The organism is Streptomyces sp. NPDC104367, from assembly GCF_055583825.1.
In genome coordinates, this window is the sequence record NZ_JBVJND010000003.1 from 65,076 (window position 1) to 89,303 (window position 24,228).

Annotated in this window: 23 protein-coding genes; 6 read left to right on the forward strand and 17 right to left on the reverse strand. The window is 73.5% G+C overall.

Annotation, left to right across the window (positions count from 1 at the left end; translation table 11 throughout):
- Positions 1-123: 123 nt before the first annotated feature.
- A complete protein-coding gene (locus ACZ619_RS05910) occupies positions 124-1,347 on the forward strand; it encodes a 3-hydroxybenzoate 6-monooxygenase (RefSeq protein ID WP_469594651.1) in 1,224 nt (407 codons plus the stop codon).
- 56 nt (positions 1,348-1,403) lie between these two features.
- On the opposite strand, the gene ACZ619_RS05915 is transcribed toward ACZ619_RS05910, so the two are convergent.
- The 11 genes from ACZ619_RS05915 to ACZ619_RS05965 all read right to left on the reverse strand — a co-directional run bounded on the left by ACZ619_RS05915 (position 1,404) and on the right by ACZ619_RS05965 (position 14,588).
- Positions 1,404-2,237 (reverse strand): AfsR/SARP family transcriptional regulator, encoded by an 834-nt coding sequence (locus ACZ619_RS05915; protein WP_469594652.1) that lies wholly within the window; start codon positions 2,235-2,237, stop codon positions 1,404-1,406.
- 347 nt (positions 2,238-2,584) lie between these two features.
- Positions 2,585-3,604, reverse strand: a complete 1,020-nt coding sequence (locus ACZ619_RS05920; protein WP_469594655.1) for an AraC-like ligand-binding domain-containing protein — start codon at positions 3,602-3,604, stop codon at positions 2,585-2,587.
- Positions 3,605-3,644: 40 nt separating this feature from the next.
- Positions 3,645-4,784, reverse strand: coding sequence for a branched-chain amino acid ABC transporter permease (locus tag ACZ619_RS05925; protein ID WP_469594658.1), 1,140 nt, complete (start codon positions 4,782-4,784; stop codon positions 3,645-3,647).
- The gene (locus tag ACZ619_RS05930) at positions 4,781-5,704 is read right to left on the reverse strand and encodes a branched-chain amino acid ABC transporter permease (protein WP_469594660.1); all 924 of its coding nucleotides are present in this window, start codon (positions 5,702-5,704) and stop codon (positions 4,781-4,783) included. The genes ACZ619_RS05925 and ACZ619_RS05930 overlap by 4 nt, the downstream gene beginning before the upstream one ends.
- Positions 5,701-6,531, reverse strand: coding sequence for an ABC transporter ATP-binding protein (locus ACZ619_RS05935; protein WP_469594663.1), 831 nt, complete (start codon positions 6,529-6,531; stop codon positions 5,701-5,703). The genes ACZ619_RS05930 and ACZ619_RS05935 overlap by 4 nt, the downstream gene beginning before the upstream one ends.
- A gap of 1 nt (position 6,532) precedes the next feature.
- Positions 6,533-7,774 carry an ABC transporter substrate-binding protein gene (locus ACZ619_RS05940; protein WP_469594665.1) on the reverse strand — a complete coding sequence of 414 codons (1,242 nt, stop codon included), beginning with the start codon at positions 7,772-7,774 and terminating at the stop codon, positions 6,533-6,535.
- A 158-nt stretch (positions 7,775-7,932) separates the two neighbouring features.
- Positions 7,933-8,703 (reverse strand): ABC transporter ATP-binding protein, encoded by a 771-nt coding sequence (locus tag ACZ619_RS05945; RefSeq protein WP_469594667.1) that lies wholly within the window; start codon positions 8,701-8,703, stop codon positions 7,933-7,935.
- Positions 8,700-9,695: a sulfurtransferase gene (locus ACZ619_RS05950; RefSeq protein ID WP_469594670.1), complete on the reverse strand. Its 996-nt coding sequence runs from the start codon at positions 9,693-9,695 to the stop codon at positions 8,700-8,702. The genes ACZ619_RS05945 and ACZ619_RS05950 overlap by 4 nt, the downstream gene beginning before the upstream one ends.
- 462 nt (positions 9,696-10,157) lie before the next feature.
- The gene (locus ACZ619_RS05955) at positions 10,158-11,657 is read right to left on the reverse strand and encodes an aldehyde dehydrogenase family protein (RefSeq protein WP_469594672.1); all 1,500 of its coding nucleotides are present in this window, start codon (positions 11,655-11,657) and stop codon (positions 10,158-10,160) included.
- Positions 11,654-13,189 (reverse strand): GMC family oxidoreductase, encoded by a 1,536-nt coding sequence (locus ACZ619_RS05960; RefSeq protein WP_469594675.1) that lies wholly within the window; start codon positions 13,187-13,189, stop codon positions 11,654-11,656. The genes ACZ619_RS05955 and ACZ619_RS05960 overlap by 4 nt, the downstream gene beginning before the upstream one ends.
- A complete protein-coding gene (locus ACZ619_RS05965) occupies positions 13,173-14,588 on the reverse strand; it encodes an LLM class flavin-dependent oxidoreductase (protein ID WP_469594678.1) in 1,416 nt (471 codons plus the stop codon). The genes ACZ619_RS05960 and ACZ619_RS05965 overlap by 17 nt, the downstream gene beginning before the upstream one ends.
- Before the next feature lie 512 nt (positions 14,589-15,100).
- Here ACZ619_RS05965 and ACZ619_RS05970 point away from each other — a divergent pair.
- Both ACZ619_RS05970 and ACZ619_RS05975 read left to right on the forward strand, forming a co-directional pair.
- Positions 15,101-15,304, forward strand: a complete 204-nt coding sequence (locus ACZ619_RS05970; RefSeq protein ID WP_469594680.1) for a hypothetical protein — start codon at positions 15,101-15,103, stop codon at positions 15,302-15,304.
- A gap of 189 nt (positions 15,305-15,493) precedes the next feature.
- The gene (locus ACZ619_RS05975) at positions 15,494-15,796 is read left to right on the forward strand and encodes a hypothetical protein (protein ID WP_469594683.1); all 303 of its coding nucleotides are present in this window, start codon (positions 15,494-15,496) and stop codon (positions 15,794-15,796) included.
- Here the strand turns inward: ACZ619_RS05975 and ACZ619_RS05980 are convergent.
- From ACZ619_RS05980 to ACZ619_RS05995, 4 genes are all read right to left on the reverse strand, one after another.
- Positions 15,786-16,667: a TauD/TfdA dioxygenase family protein gene (locus ACZ619_RS05980; RefSeq protein WP_469594685.1), complete on the reverse strand. Its 882-nt coding sequence runs from the start codon at positions 16,665-16,667 to the stop codon at positions 15,786-15,788. The two genes, ACZ619_RS05975 and ACZ619_RS05980, sit on opposite strands and share 11 nt — an antisense overlap.
- 32 nt (positions 16,668-16,699) lie before the next feature.
- Positions 16,700-17,506: an ABC transporter ATP-binding protein gene (locus ACZ619_RS05985; protein WP_469594688.1), complete on the reverse strand. Its 807-nt coding sequence runs from the start codon at positions 17,504-17,506 to the stop codon at positions 16,700-16,702.
- Positions 17,493-18,545: a taurine ABC transporter substrate-binding protein gene (locus ACZ619_RS05990; protein ID WP_469594691.1), complete on the reverse strand. Its 1,053-nt coding sequence runs from the start codon at positions 18,543-18,545 to the stop codon at positions 17,493-17,495. The genes ACZ619_RS05985 and ACZ619_RS05990 overlap by 14 nt, the downstream gene beginning before the upstream one ends.
- 93 nt (positions 18,546-18,638) lie before the next feature.
- Positions 18,639-19,382, reverse strand: a complete 744-nt coding sequence (locus tag ACZ619_RS05995; protein WP_469595260.1) for an ABC transporter permease — start codon at positions 19,380-19,382, stop codon at positions 18,639-18,641.
- Positions 19,383-19,842: 460 nt separating this feature from the next.
- Between ACZ619_RS05995 and ACZ619_RS06000 the strand changes: the two genes are divergently transcribed.
- Together ACZ619_RS06000 and ACZ619_RS06005 are read left to right on the forward strand one after the other, a co-directional pair.
- A complete protein-coding gene (locus tag ACZ619_RS06000) occupies positions 19,843-19,908 on the forward strand; it encodes a putative leader peptide (RefSeq protein WP_469595262.1) in 66 nt (21 codons plus the stop codon).
- Positions 19,909-19,983: 75 nt separating this feature from the next.
- On the forward strand, positions 19,984-21,150 hold the full coding sequence (locus tag ACZ619_RS06005; RefSeq protein ID WP_469594694.1) for a PucR family transcriptional regulator: 1,167 nt from the start codon (positions 19,984-19,986) through the stop codon (positions 21,148-21,150).
- A gap of 17 nt (positions 21,151-21,167) precedes the next feature.
- Here ACZ619_RS06005 and ACZ619_RS06010 read toward each other — a convergent pair whose 3' ends face one another.
- Together ACZ619_RS06010 and ACZ619_RS06015 are read right to left on the reverse strand one after the other, a co-directional pair.
- The gene (locus tag ACZ619_RS06010) at positions 21,168-21,935 is read right to left on the reverse strand and encodes a maleate cis-trans isomerase family protein (protein ID WP_469594696.1); all 768 of its coding nucleotides are present in this window, start codon (positions 21,933-21,935) and stop codon (positions 21,168-21,170) included.
- Entirely contained in the window at positions 21,932-22,771 is an 840-nt protein-coding gene (locus ACZ619_RS06015; RefSeq protein ID WP_469594699.1) for an ABC transporter substrate-binding protein, read from the reverse strand. The genes ACZ619_RS06010 and ACZ619_RS06015 overlap by 4 nt, the downstream gene beginning before the upstream one ends.
- A gap of 209 nt (positions 22,772-22,980) precedes the next feature.
- Between ACZ619_RS06015 and ACZ619_RS06020 the strand changes: the two genes are divergently transcribed.
- Positions 22,981-24,228: a M20 family metallo-hydrolase gene (locus ACZ619_RS06020; protein ID WP_469594702.1), complete on the forward strand. Its 1,248-nt coding sequence runs from the start codon at positions 22,981-22,983 to the stop codon at positions 24,226-24,228.

A 24,228-nucleotide genomic window follows, 5' to 3' on the forward strand; every position in this document is an offset into this window, starting at 1 on the left:
TGACGGGGCGGCCGTTGCCCGGTGTCCGGGCGGCATGGCTGGATCGGCCCCACAGGCGCCGCGCCCGCACGGCGGACGGCCGGGGTGCGGCGCGGGACGCGGAGCGGAAGGACAGGGGAGAGAATGGCTCGGATCATTGTCGCGGGCGGCGGTATCGGCGGACTCGCCTGCGCGCTGTCCCTGGCCCGGGGCGGGCACGGTGTGACGGTCCTCGAACGGGGCGAGGTGTTCGCGGAGATCGGCGCGGGCCTCCAGCTGGGCCCGAACGCCTTCCACGCCCTGGACCGGCTGGGGGTGGGGCAGGCGGTGCGCGACCGGGCCGTCTTCGTCGACGAACTGCGGTTCATGGACGGCACGACGGGCGAGAAGGTCGTGGCGATGCCGCTGACGGCCGCGTACCGCGCCCGGTTCGGGAACCCGTACGCGGTGGTGCACCGGGCCGATCTGTTCCAGCCGCTGCTGACGGCCTGCCGGGACCTCGGCGGCGTCGATCTCGTGCCCGCCGCCGCCGTCGAGGGCTTCGAGCAGGACGCGCGCGGGGTGACGGTCCGCACGGCGGACGGCAGGACGCTGCGGGCGGACGCCGTCGTCGGCGCGGACGGCATCCGCTCGGCGGTCCGGCGGCAGCTGCTCGGCGACGGTGCCCCGCGGGTCTCCGGGCACACCATCTACCGTTCGGTGATCCCGATCGACCGGGTGCCCGGGGAACTGCGCTGGAACGCCGTGACCCTGTGGGCGGGGCCCAGGTGGCACTTCGTCCACTACGTCATCGGGGGCGGCGAGTACCTGAACCTGGCGGTGACCCGGGACGACGGCGCCCGGGTGGCGGTGGCGGGCCGCCCGGTCGCCGGCGAGCACGTCCTCGGCCGGTTCCCGGACCTGACCGGGACGCCGCTGCGGCTGCTCGGGCTCGGTGACGGCTGGCGCGAGTGGGTGCTGTGCGACCGTGACCCGGTGGACGTCTGGGCGGACGGCCGGGTCGTCCTGATGGGCGACGCCGCCCATCCGATGCTCCAGTACGCGGCCCAGGGGGCCTGCCAGGCGCTGGAGGACGCCGTCGTCCTCGGCGATCTGCTGGCGGACCACGCGCCGGGCGAACTGCCCGCTCTGCTGGAACGATTCGGCCAGGAGCGCCGTGAGCGCGCCGGCCGCACCCAGCTCGTGGCCCGTGAGATGGGCAGCCGGCTGTACCACCCGGCGGGCACCGCCGCCGAGGAGCGCAACGCGATGCTGCGCGCCCTGACGGCCGAGGACCTCTACGACCGGGTCGCGTGGCTGCACGGTGCCCGGGAGTTCACGGCGTCGGCCGAGGCGGCGGCGCCGGCGGCGGGCGCGCTGCGGGGCTGAGGCCGGCGACGGGTCCGGGGCGGCTCCCGGGGCCGCCGGGAGTGCTGCTGCCGGGGTCATCCGGCGAAGGACGGGGGCAGCGCGGTGGGCGCCCCGGAGCGGCCGCCGGATCCCGGGGAGTGCAGCACGATGCGGTCCCGCAGCCGGCGTACGTCCGGGGAGAGACCGGTGCCGCCCTCGCGGCGCAGTGCCGTGCCGAGACGTTCGTAGACCCGCAGCGCGTCGGCGGTCCGGCCGCAGCGCAGCAGGGCCGTCATGTAGTGGCGGTGCAGGCCCTGGTGGGTGATGTGCCGTTCGGCCAGGCCGGCGAGGTCGGTCAGGCGCTCCTGGTGGTGGCCGAGCCGGAGTTCGGCGGCGGCCCACTGCTCCAGGGCGGTCATCCTGGCCTCGTGCAGCCGGTCGGCGTGCGCCCGCAGCACGGGGCCCGGGTCCAGGCCGCCGAGTGCCTCCTCGCCGCTCCACATCGAGAGGGCGAGACCGAGGCGTTCGGCCGCCCCCGCCGTGTCCCCGGCGGCCATCGCCCGGTACCCGGCTCCGGTGTGCCGTTCGAACTCCCGGGCGTCCAGCACTCCGCAGAGGCTGTCCAGCCGGTAGCCGCTGGGCGTGGAGACCAGCAGGTCCGCGCCGGTCGGCCGGCCGCCGCGGCCGTCCGAGGCGGCCGTCGCCTCCGTCAGGCACCGCCGTAAGGAGTCGATGTGCGCGACGATCCGGGAGTCGCCGCCGGGCGGTGAGCCGTCGGCCCACAGTTCCTGCGCCATGAGGCACGTCGGCACGACCTGGTCGGCGCAGAGCGCCAGCAGGGCCAGGACCCTGTGAGACTCCGGATCCCCGGGCACGACCGAGCGGCCGTGCACCGCGACCTGGAAGCGTCCAAGAACTTTGATCTCCATGAATCTCCCACTTAGACACACGAGAACAGCACTGGGCGAGGTCCGAGAGGACAGGAAAAGGGACGCGGATTCCGACGGCGCGGATGGGGTCAGGGAGGATTCACACGCGGCACCGAGCGCGGACGGAGGCCGTCAGCCGGTGGCGCGGCGGAGTTGCCGAACCCGTGCGTCTGTGGCCCCGGGCGTGCCGTACGCCTGCCGGACGTCGAACTTTTTGATCACGGCTCCATGGAAACCGGCACCCCTGCTTGTCGGCAAGTACCCCTGGCACAGCTGGCTGGAAAGTGCCCCGGGAAGTGATCCGACGCCGCTGCCGAACCGGGCAGGACGCGGACAGCGTGCGCACGTCAAGCGGGCTGTCCCGATGTGACCGCCGGCTCGGCGCGGGCGGTCTCCCGCAGTTCCGCGGCCGTCACGCCGAACTCCGCCCGCAGGGCGCGGCCGAGGTGCGCGGCGTCGCGCAGGCCCCAGCGGGCGGCGATGGCCTCCACGCTCTGCCCCAGACGGGCCGGGGAGAGCAGGTCGTCCCGGACGGCGCGCAGCCGTCGCTCACGGATCCAGGCCGCCGGCCGTACCCCCTGCGCGGCGAGCACCTTGTACAGCTGCCGTACCGACATGGCGTGGGCGCGTGCCACGGACGCCGCGTCGAGCGCCGGGTCGTGCAGGTTGGCCTCCATGAAGGCGAGCACGCGTCCCGCCTCCGAGGTCTCGGACTCCGTGCTGCCCGGAGGGACCTCGCAGACCATCGCGACCAGCAGGGAGACCAGCGCGTCGGCCAGGTGCGGCCGGGTGCGCTCGTCCAGTTCGCCGCCGTCCGCCCGGAGCCTGCCGAACAGGGCGGCCACCGTCTGCGTGACCATGCCGTTGCCGGGCCGGATCGCCGTGGCGGTGCGGGCGCTGACGAGATCGGCGTTGGGGCCCAGCAGATGCCGGGGGATGCCGACCACCGTCGTGTCCGAGTCCTCGGCGAACGGGAGCCGGTAGGGCCTGACGGTCTCGTAGACCACGAGGTCCCCGGGGAGCAGGGCGACCTGGCGTCCCGACTGCTCGACGACCGCGTGTCCGCAGTGGTGCAGGGCCACCTTCACGATCTCGGGATCGGAGCTGGTGATCAGCGACGCGCTGCGGGCGACCTCGTAGGGGGTGGCGCGGATGTTGGTGACCACGACCTCGCCCAGCCGTTCGGTGGCGAAGCGGCCGTCGAAGGCGCGGTCGCCGAGCGGCCGGATGGTCAGGGGCGCGAAGGCGGCCGAGGCGGAGTGCGCGAACTCCTCGACGTCGGCGGTCTTCGCGTGCCCGGTCCCGCGGACCTGTGCACGGGATCCCGCGAGCGGTCTCGGGCGAGCGGCGCGAGAGGCTGGTACCACGCTCGCCAGATTAGTGCGGGCTCCCGCGCGGGCCAAGGCGTCACCGTTGTGGGCTGCGTCTCCGGCGGGGCCGCCACGGCGGACGGCCCGCCGTCCGCCGCTCGCCCAGCTCCCGGCCGTCGGCCAGACCCCCCGGCCGCAGGTACATCACGCCGAGCAGCAGTGCGACCAGGACGATCTGGGTGAGGCCGGTGAACCGGTCGATCCGGAGCGGGCCCAGGTGCAGGCCGTCGGACTCCAACGGGCGCAGCGCCAACTGCACCGCCGACACGAGCAGGGCGCCGGCCACCGCGCCGGCCACCGACCCGCTGCCTCCCACGATGAGCATGGCCACCACCACGAAGGTCGCGGAAAGGTAGAAGACCGAGGGGGTGATGCCGGTCAGGTGCAGGGCGAGCAGGACGCCCACGGCTCCCTCGGCGGCGGCCGACAGCAGCCAGGCCCACAGCCGCAGGCGCCGTACCGGCACTCCGGCCGCGGCCGCGGCCAGGGCGTCGGAACGGGCCGCCCGCAGCCGCAGGCCCGTGCCCGACTCCCGGAACACCCAGGCGGTGGCGGCGAGTACGACGACCAGGGCGGCCGTGACGCCCGGTGTGGTCAGTCCGGGCAGCGGCGACAGTCCGCCGACGCCGCGGGTGACGCCGGTCCAGCCCTGGAGGACGACGTTGCCGGCGAGCAGCAGGGCCAGCGTGGTCACCACCGCGCTCGCACCGTCCAGCCGCAGCGGGACGACGCTGGTGAGCGCGGCCAGCAGGACGGCGGTGAGGGTGCCGGCCAGCAGGCACAGGCCGAGCGGCTGGGCCGGCAGGCCGGCGACCGCGTCCGGCAGCCCGGGCAGGTAGGCGCCGCGCAGGGCGGGAGGCATGGCCAGGATGCCGCCCGCGTAGGCGCCGGCCGACGCGAACAGCAGGGGCGCGAAGGACAGGGTGCCGGTGTTGCCGGTGTAGATCTGCAGTCCCACGGCCAGGCCCACGTTGAGCAGGGTGGTCACGGTCTTGTCGGTGACGTCGGGGCCGCCCCACACGGACACGGCCGCCACCAGGACCGCGGTCAGCACCAGCAGCAGGATGCCGTCCGGGCTGCGCCGGGCGCGGGAACCACCGGTCCGGCCGGGCTCCGGCTCCGGGCCGGGGCCGGCCTGTTCCGGCCCGGCGGCGGCGCCGGTCGGGTGCTGGGTCATGCGGGTGCCTCCTTGCGGGCGGCCGGGGCCCGGCGCAGGGCGCGCCGGACGGTGTGCCCGGTCTGCGGGCGCAGGGCGAGGACGACGACGACCGCGCCGAAGACCAGGGCGTCGCGGAAGGGCAGCACCGTTTCGGGGAGCAGGGACTGCAGGCCGACCTGGACGATACCGATGAGGTAGCCCGCCAGTACGGCGCCGCCCAGGCTGCGCGAGCCGCCGGCCACCACCGCCACGAAGGCCACGACTCCGGGCACGACGCCGTCGGTGGGGCTGACGGAGCCGGAGCGGAAGAAGAGCGCGACGGCGGCGAGCCCGGCCAGCAGTCCGGCCAGCGCGAAGGTGAGCCGCGCCACGGTGTCGACCCGGACGCCGGTCAGGGCGAGCGCGACCGTGTCGTCGCAGGCGGCGCGGATGGCGATGCCGTGCCGGGAGCGGCGCAGGAAGAGGGAGAGCGCGACGAGGGTGAGCAGGGTCGTGGCGGAGGCGACCAGCTGGAGCACCGGCACCTGGAGCGGGCCCAGGGCGACGACCCGGTCGACCGCGTCCGGGACCGGCAGGGACACCGCGCGGGCCGAGCCGCCCATCGACAGCAGGCTCTGCACCAGGAAGCTGACGGCGAAGGAGGTCAGCAGCATGGTGACGCCGTCCCTGCCGCGCAGCGGGCGGAAGGCCACCCGTTCCAGGACGAGGGCGGCGACGGCGGAGGCGAGCAGCCCGCACCCCGCCGTCACCGGCCAGGACGCACCGGCCCGGGCGGCGGCCCACATGGCGTAGCCGCCGAGGGTCACCAGGTCGCCGTGGGCGAAGTTGATCAGGCCGAGTACGTTGAAGACCATGGCCAGTCCGAGGGCGAGCAGGGCGTAGAGACCGCCGGTCATCACGGCGTTGACGGCCTGCTGGCCCAGTTCGACGGCGTTCATGTCCGCACCGTCCCGCCGGGCCGGTCCGCCGGGCCGCGGCCCGGGCCCAGGTAGAGCTCGGCGAGCCGGTCGCCGTCGCGCAGCCCGGCGGCGGCACCGAGGTGGGTGCGGGTGCCCTGGGCCAGCACGGCGACGGTGTCGGCGATCTCGGCGGCGCGTCGCGCGTTCTGTTCCACCAGCACGATGGTCATCCCTTCCGATCGGAGCCGGACGACGGTGTCGAACACCACGTCGGTCATCTGCGGGGAGAGCCCGAGGGTGGGCTCGTCCAGCAGCAGCACGCGCGGCCTGGACATCAGGGCGCGGGCCAGGGCCAGTTGCTGCTGTTCACCCCCGGACAGGCCGCCCGCCGGGTGCCGGTGGCGCCGGCGCAGTACCGGGAAGCGGTCCAGGAGTGCCTCGGCGTCGGCCCGCACCGACCGCCGGGCCGCGGCCCGCGAGAGGTCTTCGCCACGGGCCCGGCGGCGCAGCCGGTGCGCGCCGCCGAGGGTCAGATGGTCGGCGACCGAGAGGGAGGGGAAGACCCGGCGGCCCTCGGGGACCAGGCAGAGCCCGGCGGCGACGAGCCGGTCGCTGCGCCAGCCGGTGACGTCGCGGCCCGCCAGCCGGACCCGGCCGGACGAGGGCGCGACGACGCCGGCCACCGCGTTGAGGGTGCTGGACTTGCCGGCGCCGTTGTTGCCGAGAAGGGCCAGCACTTCGCCGGCGGGTACGGCGAGCGTCAGGGACCGTACGGCGGTCACGCCGCCGTGGCGGACGCCGAGGCCGTCGATCGCCAGCAGGGGCGGGTCGGCGGCCTGCGGCGCGGAGGCGGTGCGCTGGGTCATGTCAGGGCGCCGGGACCTTGCTGGGAACCCCGCCGCGGACCTGGGTGAAGGCACCGTCCTCGGCCTTGATGACGACGACCGGTGTCTTCGGCTGGTGCTGGTCGGAGCCGGGGTAGACGACGTCCCCCACGGCGGTGGGGACGGTCAGTCCGGCGGCGAGGACCTTCTCCACAGCGGCGTTGTCGATGCTGTCGGCCTTCACCGCGGCGGCGGCCAGGACCTGGATCGCGGCGTAGCCGAGGGCGGCGAAACTGCCGTCGGGGTAGGCGCCGTACTTCTTCTTGTAGGCGTCGTAGAACGTCTTGGTGGCCGATCCGGCGGTCGGGTAGCCGAAGGTGCTGAAGGAGGTGCCGTCGATCTGCTTGCCGCCGGTCTTGAGGGTGACCGCGGAGTCGCCGCCGTCGGTGCCGACGACGGGGATGTCGCTGCCGGCGGCGCGCAGCTGGCGCACGAAGGTGGCGACGCTCGGTGTGAGCATGCCGGTGACGATGACGTCGGGCTTCTTCGACGCGTTGGTGATCTTGGTGATCTGGGCGGAGAAGTCGCTCGCGCCGGTGGTGAAGGTGTCGGTGCCGACGACGTCCAGGCCGCGCGAGGCCGCGGCCTTCTTGACGTACTTGGTGATGAGGTCGGTGTAGAGGATGCCGGGGTCGTTCAGCACATAGACGTTCCGGTAGTCGCGCGAGACGAGTTCGTCCGCGAGCAGGGCGGTCTGCGCGTTGGCGCCGGGGCCGACCGGCCAGTACTCGGGGTAGCTGTCCGAGATGGACGGATCGGCGTTGCAGGGCGAGATGTTGAGGACCCCGGCGGTGTGCGCGGCGGCGGCGATGGCCACCTGGGAGGTGGTGTCGCAGACCGAGACGAGCACGGTGGCGCCGTCGGCGACGAGTTCCTTGGCCGCGGTGCCGGCCACGGACGGGTCGCTCTTGATGTCGCTGGTGGACAGCTTGATCCTGGCCTTGCCGCCGATGCCGCCCGCAGCGTTGATCTCGTCGACGGCGAGTCTGATGCCGTTGCGCAGCGGGGCGTTGTAGGCGGCGAGGTAGCCGGTGAGGGCGGTGGCGTTGCCGAGGTGCAGGGTGCGCCCGGCCAGGCCCGTGCCCTGGGAGGCGGACCGCTTGGCGGAGGAGTCGACGGTGTCGGCGCTGGCGCAGGCGCCGAGGGTGAGCGCGGCGGTGCTGACGAGCGCGGCGGCGGCGAGGCCGGTACGGCGGGACGGGCGCGGGAGCGCGGGCAGGGGCATGGCGGTTCCTTCGGGTGGTGACGCCGACGGCCGGGGTGGCGGTACGGCGGGCGGCGGGGCTGGGCGGGACGGACGGAGGACGGGAACAGGGAGAACAGGAAGGACGGGGAGGACGGGGAGGACGGGGAGGACGAAAAGTCGTGGGGCATGCGGTCCGGTCAGGACCCGGCGGGCGGCTCCGGGGCGGCGCGGGTGCCGAGGTACGCCTCGATCACGGCCGGGTCCCGGCGGATGTGCTGCGGCGGACCGGAGGCGATACGGCGGCCCTGGGCGAGCACGGTGATGTCGTCGGCGGTGTCGAAGACCAGCCGTACGTCGTGCTCGACGAGGAGCACCCCGCACCCCCGTTCGTCGCGCAGCGCGCGGATGCGCCGGGCCAGGGCCAGGCCCTCGTCCTCGTTCATGCCCGCCGCGGGTTCGTCCAGGAGCACGAAGCGGGGGGCGGTGGCGAGGGCACGGGCGATCTCGACACGACGCCGGTCGCCGTAGGAGAGGGTGGCGGCCCGCCGGCCGGCGAGCGCGGACACGCCCAGCTCCTCCAGGAGGCGGCCGGCCGCGGCACGGGCCCGGGACCGCGAGCCGCCGGCCAGCGCGACATGGGGTACCTCGACGTTCTCCAGCACCGTGAGGTCGTCGAAGAGGCGCAGGTTCTGGAAGGTACGGGCCACGCCGGCGCGTGCGGCACGCCGGGGTTCCCAGCGGCGCCGCGCGGTGCCGTCCACGAGGACGGTGCCCCGGGTCGGCCGGCGTACTCCGCTGAGCACGTCCAACAGGGTCGACTTTCCCGAGCCGTTGGGGCCGAGCAGGCCGGTGACCCGGCCCCGGCGGACGGTGAGCGAGACACCGTCGAGGGCGACGACGCCGCCGTAGTCGACGGTGACGTCCGCGGCGGCCAGGGTCTCGGGGCCGGCCGGGTGATCGGCGCTCACTGCCCGGTCCCGGTGGCCAGCGGCAGCCGGAGGTCGGCCGCCCACTCCTCCAGGGAGCCGTCGTAGACACCGACGTCGTCGCGGCCGAGCAGGTGCAGGGCGAAACCCAGCAGGGTGGCGGAGATTCCGCCGCCGCAGTACAGCAGCAGCTCGCGGTCGTGCGGCAGCGCGCGCACCGCCTCGGCCAGCCGGTCCCGGGGCAGGAAGCGTCCGCGGTGGTCGAGGAGCGTGTCCTTGGCGGGCACGTTGAGGCTGCCGGGGATGTGGCCGGGGCGGGCGTAACGGGTGGGCGCGCTGCCCTCGAAGGCCTCCCGGCCCAGGGCACACACCAGTACGCGGTCGCTCTCCCCCGCGGTCACAGCCTCGACGGCGCCGCGGCCGACGAGGGTTCCGCGCGGGGCGCCCGGGAGGGCGGGACCGGCCGGGGCTCCGGGGAAAGCCAGGCCGGTCGGGGTGCCAGGGAGGGCGGGGCCAGCCGGGCCCCCGGGCTCGGCTGGCGCGGCCGGTCCGGTGTGCACCGGGCCGCCCGCCTCCGCCCACGCGTCCAGGCCGCCGTCCAGGACCGCGACCCGGGTCAGGCCCGCCTCGCGCAGGGCCCACCACAGGCGGGTCGCCCACATGCGGGAGTCGTTGTCGTAGACCACGACGTGGTCGGCGGGGCCCACGCCCAGCCGGGTCAGGGCCGAGAGGAGGGCGGCCGGTGCGGGCATCGCGTAGGAGAACCCGGCGCGCGGGTCGGCGAGGTCCCCGGCCAGGTCGGCGTGGCGGGAACCGGGGATGTGGCCCAGCTCCCAACGCCGGCGGCCGGTGTCGGGGATGTCGGGGGCATCGGCGCCGGCCGTGCCGGGCAGCGGTGCCTGGACCACGGTCGCGTCGAGGACCACCAGACCGGGCCGGCGCAGGTGGCGCAGCAGCCAGTCCGCGTCCACCAGAGGACCGGGCAACGCCGGGGGCCGGTCGGCGCGACCATCCGGTGATGGTGTCTCGGGCATGGGGGTTCCTTGGGGCCGGTTGGGGAGTCGGGTGGGCGGGGCGGGCGGATGGGTGGACGGACGGATCGTGACGGGCGGCCTGGCCTGGGTGGACGGACCGCGACCGGCGGATCAGGGCGGCGGGCAGGTACGGCAGGACAGCAGGCCCGGCAGGTACGCCGGAAAGGAGCGGCCGCGGTGTGGACCCGGCCCGTGTCGCCGGGAGCGGTCCGCGCCGGGTGGACGGCCGTTTCACCGTGCGGCGCGAAAGACCGCGCGGTGCGGGAGGCCCCGGGCACGGCGGGCCACCACGGATACGGCCGGAAGCGGAGACGGACGCGGGAGATGGCGGACACAGGAGACAACGGACGGGATCCGCCTGGAACGTCACGCCCCGGCCGTGCGGTGCGGACGGCCCGCCTGTCGGCCCCCCGCCGCCGGGCCGGGTACGGCCCAAGCATGGCCCCTTCAGGCGAGGACCGTTCAGGCGAGGGCGGTGATGGTGCTCTTGACCTCGGTGTACGCGGTGATCGCGTCCCAGGCCATCTCCCGTCCCAGCCCGGAGGACTTGAAGCCGCCCCACGGTGAGGCCGCGTCCAGCAGCGACGGCGAGTTGATCCACACCGTGCCCGCCCGGACGGCGCCGGCGATGCGGTTCGCCTCCTTGATCTCACGGGACCAGACGACGGCGGCCAGACCGTACTCGGAGTCGTTGGCCCGGCGCACCACCTCGTCCTCCTCGTCGTAGGTGAGGACGCTGAGCACCGGGCCGAAGATCTCCTCGCGGGCCACGGTCATCGTGTCGGTGACCCCCGCCAGCACGGTCGGGGCGTGGAAGTACCCGCCCTCGTGGTCCTCGACGAGCGGCCGGTCGCCACCGGCGGCCACCTCGGCCCCCTCCGTCCGGCCGGCGGCCACCAGGTCCGTGACCTTCGCCAGGTGTTCGGAGGAGATCAGCGGGCCGATCCGGGTGGCCGCGGCGAGCCCGTTGCCGAGCGGCAACCGCGCGACGGCGGCGGCGAGCTTCGTGGTGAACTCGTCGGCGCGGCTGCGGTGCACGTACAGCCGGGAGTACGCGGCACAGGTCTGTCCCGCGTTGAACAGGCCGCCGCCGATGTTGCCGGCCACCGCCTCCTCGATGTCGGCGTGCGCGGTGACGATGCTGGGGGTCTTGCCGCCGAGTTCCAGCGAGACCCGGGCGAGCCTGCCTCCCGCGTCCCGGGCGATCTCCCGCCCGACCTCGGTGGACCCGGTGAAGGACACCTTGGCGACGCCCGGGTGGCCGACCAGGGCGCGGCCGGTCTCCGGGCCTCCGGTGAGCACGTTCAGCACACCGGGCGGGAAGCCCGCCTCCAGGGCGAGAGCGGCCAGCCGCAGGGTGGTCAGGGGGGTCTGTTCGGCGGGCTTGACGACGACCGTGTTGCCGGTGGCGAGCGCCGGGGCGATCTTCCACACGGCGATGAGCAGCGGGAAGTTCCAGGGCGTGATCAGGGCGCAGACGCCCAGCGGTTCGCGGACGGTGCGCTGGAAGACGTCGGGCAGGGACAACGGGGTGGTGGTGCCGCTGATCTTGGTGGCCCAGCCGGCGAAGTACCGCAGGTGCTCCACCGCGTCCGCGACTCCCGCGCGCGATGCCCACAGCGGCTGTCCCTGGTCGCGGGTCTCCAGCTCGGCGAAGGCCGCCGCGTCGCGCTCCAGCAGGTCGGCCAGGCGCAGCAGCAGCCGGGCGCGGGCGGCGGGGGCGGCACGGGCCCAGGCGGGGTCCTGGAAGGCGGCCTCGGCGGCGGCCACCGCCGCGTCCACGTCCGTGCGCGTGGCGTGGGCGACCTGGGCGAGGGGGCGTCCGGTGGCGGGGTCGACGGTGGTGAAGGTGGCGCCGTCGGAGGCGTCGGTCCACCGGCCGCCGATCAGCAGCCGTCCGGGGGCGGCTGGTTCGGTGCCGTGGCCCGGGACGGTGGCGTGCGGTGCGGAGTCGGTGCTCATGGGGTGCGTCCTTCGGTGCCGAGGATGAAGTCGGCCGCTCGTTCACCGACCATGACGGCCGGGGCGTGGGTGTTGCCGGAGGGGATGTCGGGGAAGACGGAGGCGTCCGCGACGCGCAGGTTGGTCACGCCGTGCACGGCCAGCCGGGGGTCGACGACCGCGTGGGCGTCCACGCCGATCCGGCAGGTCCCGACGGGATGGAAGTAGGTGTCCAGGGAGGCACGGACGTAGGCGCGCAGTTCGGCCTCGGTGCGGACGCCGGGGCCGGGGGCGATCTCGCCGGTGTTCCAGCCGGCCAGGGCGGGCTGGGCGCCGATCTCCCGGCAGAGCTTCACGGCGGCCACCAGTGCGTCGAGATCGGCGGGGTCGGCGAGGTAGGCGGGGTCGGTCACGGCCTGCCGGGTGGGGTCGGCGGAGGCCAGCCACAGCCGGCCCCTGCTGTGCGGGCGGACCAGACCGGGGAACCAGGTGTAGGTGTGTCCGGCCGGGAAGTCGTAGCCGGCCACCGGGTAGGCGAACAGGCCGGTGACCGGTTGCAGGTCGGGGCCGGGCAGTCCGGGCCGGCTGTCGGCGAACAGCTGCACTTCCAGCGGGGGGTGGCCGGCCGGGTCGACGGGATGCCTCGAACCCCAGGCGACCTGGCTGATGAGGTGGTCGTGGAGGTTCGCGCCGACGCCGGGCAGGTCTTCGCGGACCTGGATACCGAGGGCCCGGAGTTCGCGGGCGGGTCCGATCCCGGAGAGCTGGAGCAGTTGCGGGGAGGCGAGGGCGCCGGCGGACAGGACGATGTCGTGCGCGCTGCGCAGCACGGTGGTGCCGTCCGGGCCGGCCACCTCGACGCCGGTCGCCCGGCGGCCCTCGAACACCACGCGCAGGGCGGTGGTCCCGGTGAGCACGGTCAGCCGGCCGGTGCCGAGGGCGGGTTCGGCGAAGGCCCGCCAGGAGCTGACGCGGCGGCCGTCGACGATGTTGAGGTGTGTGTGGCCGACACCGTGGAGGGCGGGACCGTTGTGGTCGTCGTTGCGGGCGAAACCGGCCTGGAGGGAGGCTTCCAGGATCGCCTCGCTGACGGGATGCGGGGCGGGGTTGCGCCGTACCGGCAGGGGACCGCCGCTGCCGTGGTACTCGGAGGCGCCGTCCTCGAAGTCCTCGGACCGCTTGAAGTAGGGCAGGACGTCGTCGAAGGACCAGCCGTCGGCGCCCCGGTAGGCCCAGTTGTCGTAGTCGGAGCGATGGCCGCGGACGTGGATCATGCCGTTGATGGAGCTGCTGCCGCCCAGCACCCGGCCGCGGGGCCAGGAGATGACCCGGCCCCCGGCGTGCCGCTGGGGCACGGTCTCGTAGGCGTGGTCGTGTTCGGTGCCGCGCAGGGAGATCATTCCGGCGGGGTCGTGCACGGCGGGGCTGTGGTCGTGGCCGCCGGTCTCCACCAGGGCGACGGTCCGGCCGGCGTCGACCAGGCGGCGGGCCACCACGCTGCCGGCCGAGCCGGAGCCGACGACGACGTGGTCGAATTCAACGGACGGTGGCATCGCTGGTCCTCCGGTGGCGGGCGGCGGGGTGGTCGGCGCGGACGGTGCGCTGTCCGGGGCCGTGGAAGCTCTCGCGCAGGGTGGTGCCCTCGTAGTCGTCCCAGACCCGGCCGCGGGAGCGGAGTTCGGGGACGACCAGGTCGACGAAGTCGTTGAACGAGGCGGGCGGAAGCACGTCGACGATGTTGAATCCGTCGATGTCGGCCTCGTCGATCCACCGTTCGAGTTCGTCGGCGACGGTCGCGGGAGAACCGACCAGGACGGGCCCGAAGCTGGAGACCGCCATGTGCTCGGCGATCTGACGGGGTGTCCATTCCCGGTCGGGATCCGCGGTGGTGAAGTTCCGCAGGATTCCCTGGATTCCGGGGGCATCCACATAGGCGAGCGGCTCGTCGAGATCGTACCGGGCCATGTCGACCTGGGTGATTCCGCTGAGCCGGGCGAGATTTCCCTCGATACTGGCGTAGGAGCGGTAGTCCTCGTACTTCGCCCGTGCCTCTTCGTCGGTGGGCGCGGTCACCACCGTCATGATGGCGAACATCTTGATGCTTTCGGGATCGCGTCCGGCGAGCCGGGCCCGTTCCCTGATGTCGAGGGAGAGGGGACGCAGAATGTCGGGGCGCTGTCCGCTCATGAAGACGCCTTCGGCGTGTTCCGCCGCGAAGGCGCGGCCGGCGCGGGAGGTGCCCGCCTGGTAGATGACGGGTGTCCGCTGTAGCGAGGGCTCGCTGAGAAAAATACCGGGGACGTCGAAATAGCGTCCGTGGTGCTCGATCGGGTGGACCTTCCCGGGGAGCGCGTAGACCCCGGCCGCCCGGTCCTTCACGACCGCGCCGTCCTCCCAGCTGCCCTCCCACAGCTTGTAGACGACCTCCATGAACTCGTCGGCCACGGCGTAGCGTTCGTCGTGCGGGAGCTGCTCGGCGCGTCCCAGGTTGCGGGCCGCGCTCTCCAGCGCGGAGGTGACCACGTTCCAGCCGATCCGGCCGCGGGTGAGATGGTCGAGCGTGGTCATCTTGCGGGCGAAGAGGTAGGGCAGCTCGTAGGAGGTGGACACGGTCACGCCGAAGCCCAGGTGACGGGTGGCGGCCGCCATGGCGGAGACGGCCAGCAGGGGGTCGTCGGTGGGCGTCTGGAGGGCCTCGCGGATCGTGGGGTCGGCGCTGGCGCGGTAGACGTCCAGGACACCCACCGCGTCGGCGATGAACAGTCCGTCGAACGTGCCGCGTTCCAGGGTGCGCGCGGTCTCGATCCAGAAGTCGAGGTCGTGGTAGCGGTCGGACGTGCTGTCCGGGTGACGCCAGAGGCCGGCGGTCGTGTGCGCCACCGCGGATGTCTTGAATCCGTTGAGCCGGATGCGTCGTCCGGGCCGGCCGCGCTGCTGGGATTGCTTCGTCATGTGGTGCGGGCTCTTCACGGGAATGCGCCCGGGACGGACCGAGGCGTGTGAGCGGGAAGGGGAGGTCCTCACCGCTTCGGTGCGGGAAAGACCTGAGAGGAGACGTCCGTCGCACGGGCGGGTGACGGCTTCGAGGGGAATACTCGCCGTACCCGGCCCGAGGGACGCCCGGCCGTGGACCGGGAGGAGTTCGATGCCGCGTTGTTCTTCGCTCGCCGTTCATGCCCGGCCGGCGGGAATACCGGGGGCACGCGGGGGCGGATCAGAGGCGACAGATACAGAGCGGGACGGGACAACAGGGCTCGGCGCCATGCGTGAATCGCATTGCACAACCGCCTTCCCGTCCTGGAGACCGGCAATCGGTCTCTCTTTCGATTTCCGACTTTATCAGCAAGCGGCTGTGGCGGTCCTCGCCAGATTCTGCACGCGGCTATCCGATTCCTGCACGATCGGTGAGCGGCTGGAGGGGTGTGCGGCTCGCTCTGTCAGTGCCGCCCCGTAGGGTTCCCGACATGAACGCGGAACCAGTCGTCGTCGCAGAGCCCATCTACACCCGCCTCGTCATGGAACGGGGGGACGTCCCTGCCCGGGCCCGCGCCGAGGCCGAACAGCTGGAGAACCTGCTGGAGCAGCTCTACCCGTCAGGCGGCACCCACCCGGTCCACGAGGCGCCGCCCGGATTCTTCACCCGGTCCATACCCTCACCGCGGTCCTAGACGACCTCCCGGACCCGGGGGAAGTGGCAGGCGGCCCCGTCTCCGGCGAGTGCCGGTGTCTCGCGGGCGCACCGGTCCCGCTCCCTCTCGTCCAGGCGGACGTGCAGCGGGCAGCGGGTCAGGGACGGCCGGCGGCTCACCCTCGGCCACACGCTCAGCGCGGGCTCCGCCTCCGCGCAGGTCGACCAGGTGTTCCGCTCCGAGGCGTACCCGGTCCACCGTGAGCCGGCCGGCGAGAACCTCTTCCAGAACTACGGGTCGGTCGGCTCCCCGGAGGTCGACGCACTGCTGAAGAAGGCCACGGAGACGACGGACACCGCCGAGGCCGACAAGCTCTACAACGAGGCCGACGCGAAGATCTGGGCGCTGGGCCACTCCGTCCCGGTCTACCGGCGCCCCCAGGTCCTCGCAGTCCGCTCGAACCTCGCCGACTACGGTGCGAGCGGCCTCGCGGACGTCGACCACACGAAGGTCGGCCGGCTCAGGAAGTGAGGGCGGGGCCCATCGGGACGTCGCCGCGCAGGGTGATGCGGTGCATGACCCGGTGCTGGTCGCCGTAGTCGCGGTTGGCGTAGTGGGCCGTGGCGCGGTTGTCCCACAGGGCGACGTCCCCCGGCCGCCAGCGATGGCGTACGACGTGTTCGGGCTTGGTGAGGTGGGCGTACAGGATGTCCAGGACGCCTCGGCTCTCGTACTCCGAGACACCGGCGATGTGCGAGGTGAAACCGGGGTTCACGAACAGGCCCCGGCGGCCGCTCTCGGGGTGCACCCGCACCACCGGGTGCTCCACCGGGGTCAGTTCGGTGAACACCTCCCCCTCCCAGACGTTGCCCCGCCCCTGCCGCTTCTGGGCCAGGTAGTACCCGAACTCACGGCTGCCGTCGTGGACGGCGGTGAGCGTGTCGACGTACGCCCGCAGGCCCGGGGACAGTGACTCGTAGGCGAGCTGGCTGTCGGCCCAGTTCGTGTCGCCGCCGGTGGGCGGCAGTACGACGGCCCGCAGGACCGAGATCGCCGGCGGGCGCCGTACGAACGTCACGTCCGTGTGCCAGACGTCGGAGAACCCGTTGTCCTGGCTGTCCAGTGCGTAGACCTCGGGGGCCACGTCGCCGGAGTCGTGCACCGGGTGGCCTGCGGTGACCTCGCCCAGACGCCGGCCGAAGTCGATCTGCGCTGCGTCGTCGAGGCCGTGCTGGCCCCTGACGAAGAGCACCTTGTGGGCGACGAGCGCTTCCCGGAGCGCGCGCACCTGGCCGTCGTCGAGGTGCGCGAGGTCGATGCCGTGGATCTCCGCGCCGAAGCGCGGGCCGAGTCCGGTGACCGGCAGCCCCGTCGGGGCGGGCCGGCCGCTGACGATGCTCATGTGCGAGTCCTTCCTGTGGCTGGGGGCGGCTGTCAGGCGGCCGCGGCGCTCTTCACCGCGTGCGCGACCCGCACCCGCAGTTCGTTGAACTCCCTCGATCCGCGCAGTTCCTCGGCGTCGACGCCGTCACGGGGCAGCGGGACCGGCAGGTCCAGTGCCACCGTGCCGGGTCCCTTGGTCAGCACCACGACACGGGAGGCGAGGAACACCGCCTCGTCGGCCGAGTGCGTCACGAACACCGTGGTCCGCCCGGTCTGCGCGGCCACCCGGCGGACGTCCTCCTGGAGCCGTTCCCTGGTCAGCGCGTCCAGGGCGGCGAACGGCTCGTCGAGCAGGAACAGCGGGTTCTCGGCGGCCAGCGCCCGGGCGATGGCCACCCGCTGCTGCTGGCCGCCGGAGATCTCCCAGGTGCGCCGGGCCTCGGTGCCCTCCAGACCCACCCGGGCCAGCAGCTCCGCGCGGCGCGCCGGCCGGCGGGCCCGGTCGACGCCCGCGTACCGCAGCGCCAGGTCGATGTTGCCCCGTACGGTGCGCCAGGGGAACAGCCTCGGCGTCTGGAACACCACGCCGGCCGTGTCACCCGGTCTCGGCTCGCTGCCGGAGACCAGGACCGACCCGCGGGTGGGCGGCTCGAATCCCGCGATCAGCCGCAGCAGTGTGCTCTTGCCGCAGCCGGAGGCGCCCACCAGGACCAGGAACTCACCGGCCGGGACGGTCAGGTCCACCGGCCCGACGGCGGTGACGCCGTCGTAGGCATGGGTGACCCGCTCGATCCGGACGGCCTCCGCGCGCGAGGACGGTGGCCTGCCGGTGGCCCGGGTGATCTCACTTGAGGACATCGGAGAGCCCCTCCAGGTAGAAGGCCTTGCGCACGACGGCCTTCGAGGGCGCGGCGTCGATCTGCTTCTGCCCGGCCAGGAAGCCGGCCGTGTCGGTGACGTAGGTCAGCAGCCTGCCCGGTGCGGAGGCGGTGCCGAGCCAGTCGGCGGAGGCCACCTGCTCCGGGGTGAGGAACACGCCCTGGGCGAGCTGCGCCCGCGCGTCCGTCTCGCTGATGTCCAGTTCGGCGGCCACCGCCCGCACCGAGCCGTCCCGGTCCGATCTGAGCAGCCGCAGCGCCTCGGCCTCGGCCTTCCGCCAGGCGTCGATGGCCCCGGGGTCGCGGGCGATCAGCTCGTCCGACACGACGGCCAGGTCGAGGGTCGGCTTGCCGGCGTCGCCGATCTCCTTGCTGCTGGTCAACTGGGTTCCGGTCTTGCGGAGTTCGTCGAGGGTGGGCAGCCAGACGTATGCGGCGTCGATGTCACCGCGCTGCCAGGCCGCGAGGATCGGCTGCGGCTGGAGGTCGATGAGCCGGACGTCGGAGGGCGCGAGGCCGGCGAGGTCCAGCGCGGCGAGCAGGCTGTAGTGCGAGGTGGAGGCGAACGGGGTGGCGATCTTCCGCCCCTTGAGGCCGGCGACCCCCGAGATGCCGAGGCTCTTGCGCGCGACGAGCGCCTCGTTCTCGCCGGCCACGTCCAGGATCCAGGCGACCTTGTACGGGATCGGTGAACTCCCGGACACCCCACGGGCGAACGGGCTCGATCCGAGGGCGGCGATGTCGAGGGAGCCGCCGATGAAGGCCTGGTTCACACTGGCACCGGAGTCGAACTTGACCCAGGAGATCCGGTGGTCCGGCAGCGCCTTCTCCAGCAGCTTCCCGTGCTTCACGATCAGGTCGCCGCTGGGGAAGGCGAAGTACCCGATCCGGAGTCTGCCGCCTCCGCCGGAGGACGAGGCCTCGCTGTCGGTGGCGCAGCCGGTGACGGCGGCGGAGACGGTGGCGAGGGCACCGGCGAGGAGCAGGCGGCGGGACGGGCCTTGCGGGACACGGGGCATGTCGGATCCGTTTCTCTGCGGGCGGATGCGGTTGCGGGTACGTGCACGCGCGGGTGGGGTGGGGTCACGCTCGGACGGCGGCGCGCGGACGGGTCACCCGCGGCCGCGCCAGGGGACGGCCGCGCGCTCCAGGCGGAGCAGCAGACCGTCGATGACCAGACCCGAGACGCCGATGGTGATGATGCCGACGAGCACCACGGGCGTGTTGTTGTAGTTGGCGGCGTCCTTGACCATGCCGCCGATGCCGGGGAGTCCGTTGACCAGTTCGGCGGCGACCAGGGAGGAGTAGGCGACGCCGACGGCGAGCCGGACTCCGGTGAGGGTCTCGGCCAGCGCGGACGGCGCGATGACGTCCCTGACCACGTCCCACCGTGATCCGCCGAGGGCGCGGGCGGCCTCGACCAGGCTTTGTGGTACGGCCGCCACGGCGGTCGTGGTGGACACCGCCACCGGCGGGAAGGCGGCCACCGCGAGCAGGGTGACCTTGGGCGTCTCGTCGATGCCCAGCCAGATGACGAGCAGCGAGAAGTACGCGAGCGGCGGCAGCGTCCGCAGGAAGGTGATCCACGGCTCGAACAGCGAGCGCGCCCAGCCGACCGTGCCCATGAGCAGTCCGAAGACCACCCCGGCGGCGATGCCGGCGCCGGCGCCGAGCGCGATGCGGCGCAGGCTGATCCCCAGGTGCTCCAGGAGGGTGGTGCCGTTGTAGCCGCGGGTGCCGTCGTGCGTGGTCGAGACGTCGAGGAACGCGTCCCACACCTTGGCGGGCGGCGGGACCAGCGTCTGGCTCCAGGTGCCGCTCGCCGCCGCCAGCTGCCACAGGAGCAGGAAGAGCAGGAGCGAGGCGACGGGGAGCGCGGTACGGCGCGCCCGTCCCGGGACGAGGGGACGGGCCCGCCCTTGCGCGGGCGGGCGGGATGCCGTGGTGCGGGGGGCGGTGTCGGGCACGGGAGGTGTGGTGGACACGGGGTGGCCTCCAGAACGGCGCCGGGAAACGGCGGCTGGGGTCGGCGGAGGGGTCGACAGCCCACAGGTGCGGCGGGAGCGGGCGCCGTCGCGGGGACGGCGGCGTGTCACGGGTGTGTCAGCGGCGCGGACTCACGGGTCAGCGACAACACGGAGCCGGGCGTCGGCACAGGTCGATGACCAGGCGTCGCACCAAGGGCTCGTGATTCATGGGGAGTTCCTACCCCGGTCGGCGCTCTCCCCAGCAGCGGCCGTCCGCTTTTTTTCTCACGGCGGCCCAGATACTGGGACGCGCGGTTCGCTCCGCGGGCGCGTCTGTAATATGCCCCGCATGTCCAAGAGGTTCTACGGTCGGCGCTACGTCGACCTGCTGCGTGTCTCCTCCTCCATGTGTTGATCGCCTCAGGCGACGCACGGTGGAGCGCTCCGAGCGCGTTCCACGCACTCCCTCGGACCTCGATCCCTCAGGCACATGGCTGATCTCACGCACACCCTGGACTCCATAGCCGGGCTCATCCGGCGACCCGTGGCACTCGACGATGCCCGGATGATCCCGATCGCCTCGACCCCGCACCACGGGCTCATCGACAGCAGCCGGATGCGGCTGCTGCTCGGCCGCCCGGCCGCGCCCAGTGTCCGCGCGCGGCTGCTGCGGGAGGAGCGCATCAACGACGCGCTGCACGCGAAGCGCATCGACCCCTTCGACGGTCTGGAACTGGGGCGTGTGTACGTCCCCGTCCGCGACCGGGACAGCACCCTGGTCGGGCACGTCTGGGTGATCGACCCGGACGCGACGCTCACCGGGGACCGGCTGCGCTCCTTCGGCCGGACCGCCGGCGCCCTGCTCGCCGGTCCGGCCGCCGACTACGCCCGGCGCTCCGGTGCCCCCGGCCCGGCCGGTTCGCCGCCGGCGCCGGAACCGGCCGCCGCGCACCGCCTGCTGGTGGCGCGCGCGGTGCCGACCGGGATCATCGATCCGGCGGGCGGCCGGCAGAGCGGACTGGGCGGCGCCCTGGCGGACTCGCTGCGCGGGACCGCGCCCGCGCTCCGGGTCACGGTGGTGACCCGCGACGACGGTGATGTGGTGCTGACCCTGGCGGGACCGGCCGAGGAACTGGGCCGGTCCCGGCTGGACGGGGTGCTGGCCCGGGCGTCCGCCGGGCTGCGGGCGGACGTCCTGCCCCCTTATCTGGCGCCCCGGTTCGCGGTGTCGCCACGCTTCGGCCCGGACCGGCCGCGGCCGCAGGGCTCCGCGGTCGACGCGCTGCGCGACGTCCTGACCGCCTCGGAGCGGTCGCCGGACGGCCCCGCCGTCCGGTACGCGGCCGACGTGCCCGCCTACGAACTCCTCGGCGAGCTGCGGCAGTCGCTGGGCGGCGAGGACCTCGGTGTGCCGGCCGGGGTCCGGCTGCTGCTGGCCGACCGCCGGGGCCGGGCCCTGGCCCGGACCGTGAAGACGTTCCTGGACCTGGGCGGCAACCACAAGCAGACCGCCGAACAGCTGAACGTCCACCGGGGCACGCTGTACTACCGGCTGGAGCAGGCGACCGAGCTGACGGGGCTGTCCCTCCAGGACGGCGTGGCCCGGCTCCGGCTGCACCTCGGGCTCACCCTGGCCTCGTTGCGGGGCGAGCTGTGAGGCGCGGCCGGCCCCGGTCACACCTCCAGGGAGTCCAGGGGCGCCCGGTGCTCCAGGTGCTCCAGGGCTCGCAGCGCGGCCGCGCCCAGGGCGAGGTTGCTGCTCACCACGGGCAGTCCGACCCGGCGGCGGAGTTCGGCACGCGCGTCCGCGGTACGCAGGTTGGTGCAGCTCAGCATGACCACCGTGGCGTCGTCGCCGGCCGGGGCGTCGCGGGCGAAGCCGATCAGTTCCTCGGTGCCGACCCGGGCGGTCTCCTCGTCCTCGGTGATGCCGAGGCCGAGCGCGTCGGTGACCGTCAGCCCGTGGGACTCCAGGTAGCGGCGCTCCGCCGCCACGAGGTCCGTGGTGTACGACGCCCGCAGCCGTACCCGGCCGCCCTCGGCCCGCAGGGCCGCCACCATGGCCCGGGCGGCGGTGACCACCGGGGCCCCGCCGGCCGCCTCCAGCCGGCCGATCAGCTCCGCCTCGTGGGCGCGGCCCCGGACGAAGGTGCCGCTGGTGCAGGCGAAGAGGGTGAGCGCGGGGCGGATCGGGGCGAGCGCCTCGGCCTGCCGTACCGCGTCCTCCTCCAGGGCGAGCAGGTCGTCCAGGGTCACCGAGGGCAGCCGCATCCGGGCCACGTGCAGGCTCGCCCGTCCCGCGAGCAGGCCGGGCAGTTCCCGTTCGACGGCGGTGTCGGTGGCCGGGACGAGCACCGCGATCCTCGGCGGTTCGGCGAGCGGCGGCCGGGTGGACGCCCCCTCCGCGTCCGCCCGGCCGGTCGTCGTGGGGATGCCGCTCACAGGTACGAGGGCTTCCCGGTCTCGGCCTTGCTCGGGTCCAGGCCCGCCTTCTTGAGGGCTGTGGCGATGCTGCCGTCCTTGTGCAGCGCGGCGATCACCGTGTCGAGGCCGTCCTTGAGCTTGTCGTTGTTCTTGGCGAGGACGAACGCGACCTGTCCGGGGGTGGTGGCGGCGGCCAGCCGGTCGTCCTTCTCCAGGGCCTTGACGGTGAACTCGGTGTCGCCGTACAGGGTCAGCGCGGTGCCGTAGCTGTCGAGGCCCGCGTCGAGGCGGCCGGCCTGGATGTCCTGCTTGAGTTCCACCGACGACGGATACTGCTTGAGTTCGCCGCCGAGTGCCTTGTCGATGTCCTCGACCCAGTTGTAACCCTGGACCGTGCCGACCTTCTTGCCCTTCAGCCCGTCGACCGTGGAGATTCCGGACTTCGAGATGACCGAGCCGGGCTCGATGTACACGGGGTCTGTGAAATCGACCACCTTGGCGCGTTCCTTGGTGCGGAATATGGAGCCGATCGCGATGTCTATTCGCTTCTGCCGGACCGCGGGAATGAGGGCGGAGAATTCATAGGGGCGGGCCACGACCTTCAGCCCGTACTTCTTGGCGATCTTGTAGACGACGTCGCCGTCGGGTCCGACGATCCGGCCGTTCTCGATGCTGGAGAAGGGCGGGAACGTCGGTACACCAACGGTCAGTTGACCTGTACTGACGGTACTGAAGGGGGCCTTCGAACCGGCATCGGCGTCCGCCGACGAGGTGCCGCCGCACGCGGTCAGCGACCCCACGAGCAGCGTTCCGGCCAGCGCGGCGAGGGCTCTGAATGGCGTACGGGATTTCATGGCGGGTGCTCTCCGTGTGCTCGACTGCCGGACCTTTGCGCCGACTGTGCCATCAGCCTGCCCCAGGAACCTGACGACGGTAAATAGACAATCGCCCAAGAAACAATCTTTCAACAAATGCTCATGGAATCATCCGCGGAACGGGACGTAGTGTCCTACCTGCACCGCACGACAGACACCTCCCGAAAGGGATTCGGATTGTGACAGAGATGACATGTGTTCCGGCGCTCGCCGTCGATTCGGCACGCCTGTGGAATTCACTTCACGAGGTGTCCGCGTTCGGTGCCACCGCGGGCGGCGGGCTGGACCGGCTGGCGCTCGGCGACCACGACCGGGCGGCCCGCGACCACCTGGTGCGCGCGGCGCGCGAGCGGGGGTGGGCGGTCGCCGTCGACCCGGTCGGGAACGTGTTCGTCACCCGGCCCGGCACGGAGCCGGACGCGCCCGCTGTGCTGATGGGCTCGCACCTGGACTCCCAGCCGCTCGGCGGGCGTTACGACGGCACCTACGGGGTGCTGGCGGGTCTGGAGGTGCTGCGCACGCTGGACGACGCGGGGGTGGCCACCCGGCGTCCGCTCGTCCTCGCCGACTGGACCAACGAGGAGGGCTCCCGGTTCAGCCCGAGCATGCTGGGCTCCGCCGTGTACACCGGCGCCCACGACCTGGCCGCCGCGCTGGCCCGCACCGACAACTCGGGCGCCACGCTGGGCGGTGAGCTGGTCCGCATCGGCTACGCCGGGACACCCGACGGCGTCCCGCGCCGCCTGCACCGGGCCCTTGAGGTGCACATCGAACAGGGTCCGGTCCTGGAGGCGGAGGGCGTCGACATCGGCGTCGTCACGGGGGTGTACGGCATCCGCTGGTACGACGTGTCGGTGCGCGGCGCCGGCGGGCACAGCGGGACCACGCCGATGTCCCTCCGCCGGGACGCGCTGGTGGCGGCCGGCGCCGTCGTGCAGGGGGTCAGCGACCTCGCCCGCACGATCTCGCCGGAGCTGCGGGCGACCACCGGCGAGATCGTGGTGTCGCCCAACTCCCGCAACTCCATACCCGGTTCGGTGCGCCTCGCGCTCGACGTCCGGCACCCCGAGGAGACGGTGCTCGACCTCGCCGAGCAGGCCCTCGGGACGCTGGCCGGCGAGGTCGCCGGCCGGCTGGGCACCGAGGTGACGATCGAGCCGGTGCTGTCCCAGCCGCCGACGGTGTTCGACACCGGGTCGGTGACCGCCGTACGCGCGACCGCCGACCGGCTCGGGCTGAGCCGCCGGGACGTGGTGTCCGGGGCCGGGCACGACTCCGTGCACCTGTCCCGGGTCGCCCCCACCGCGATGATCTTCATCCCGTGCGTGGGCGGTGTCAGCCACCACGAGAGCGAGGACATCCTCCCGTCGTGGGCGGCGAACGGCGCGAACGTGCTGCTGCACACCGCGCTGGACGCGGCCGGGGAGGACGGCTGA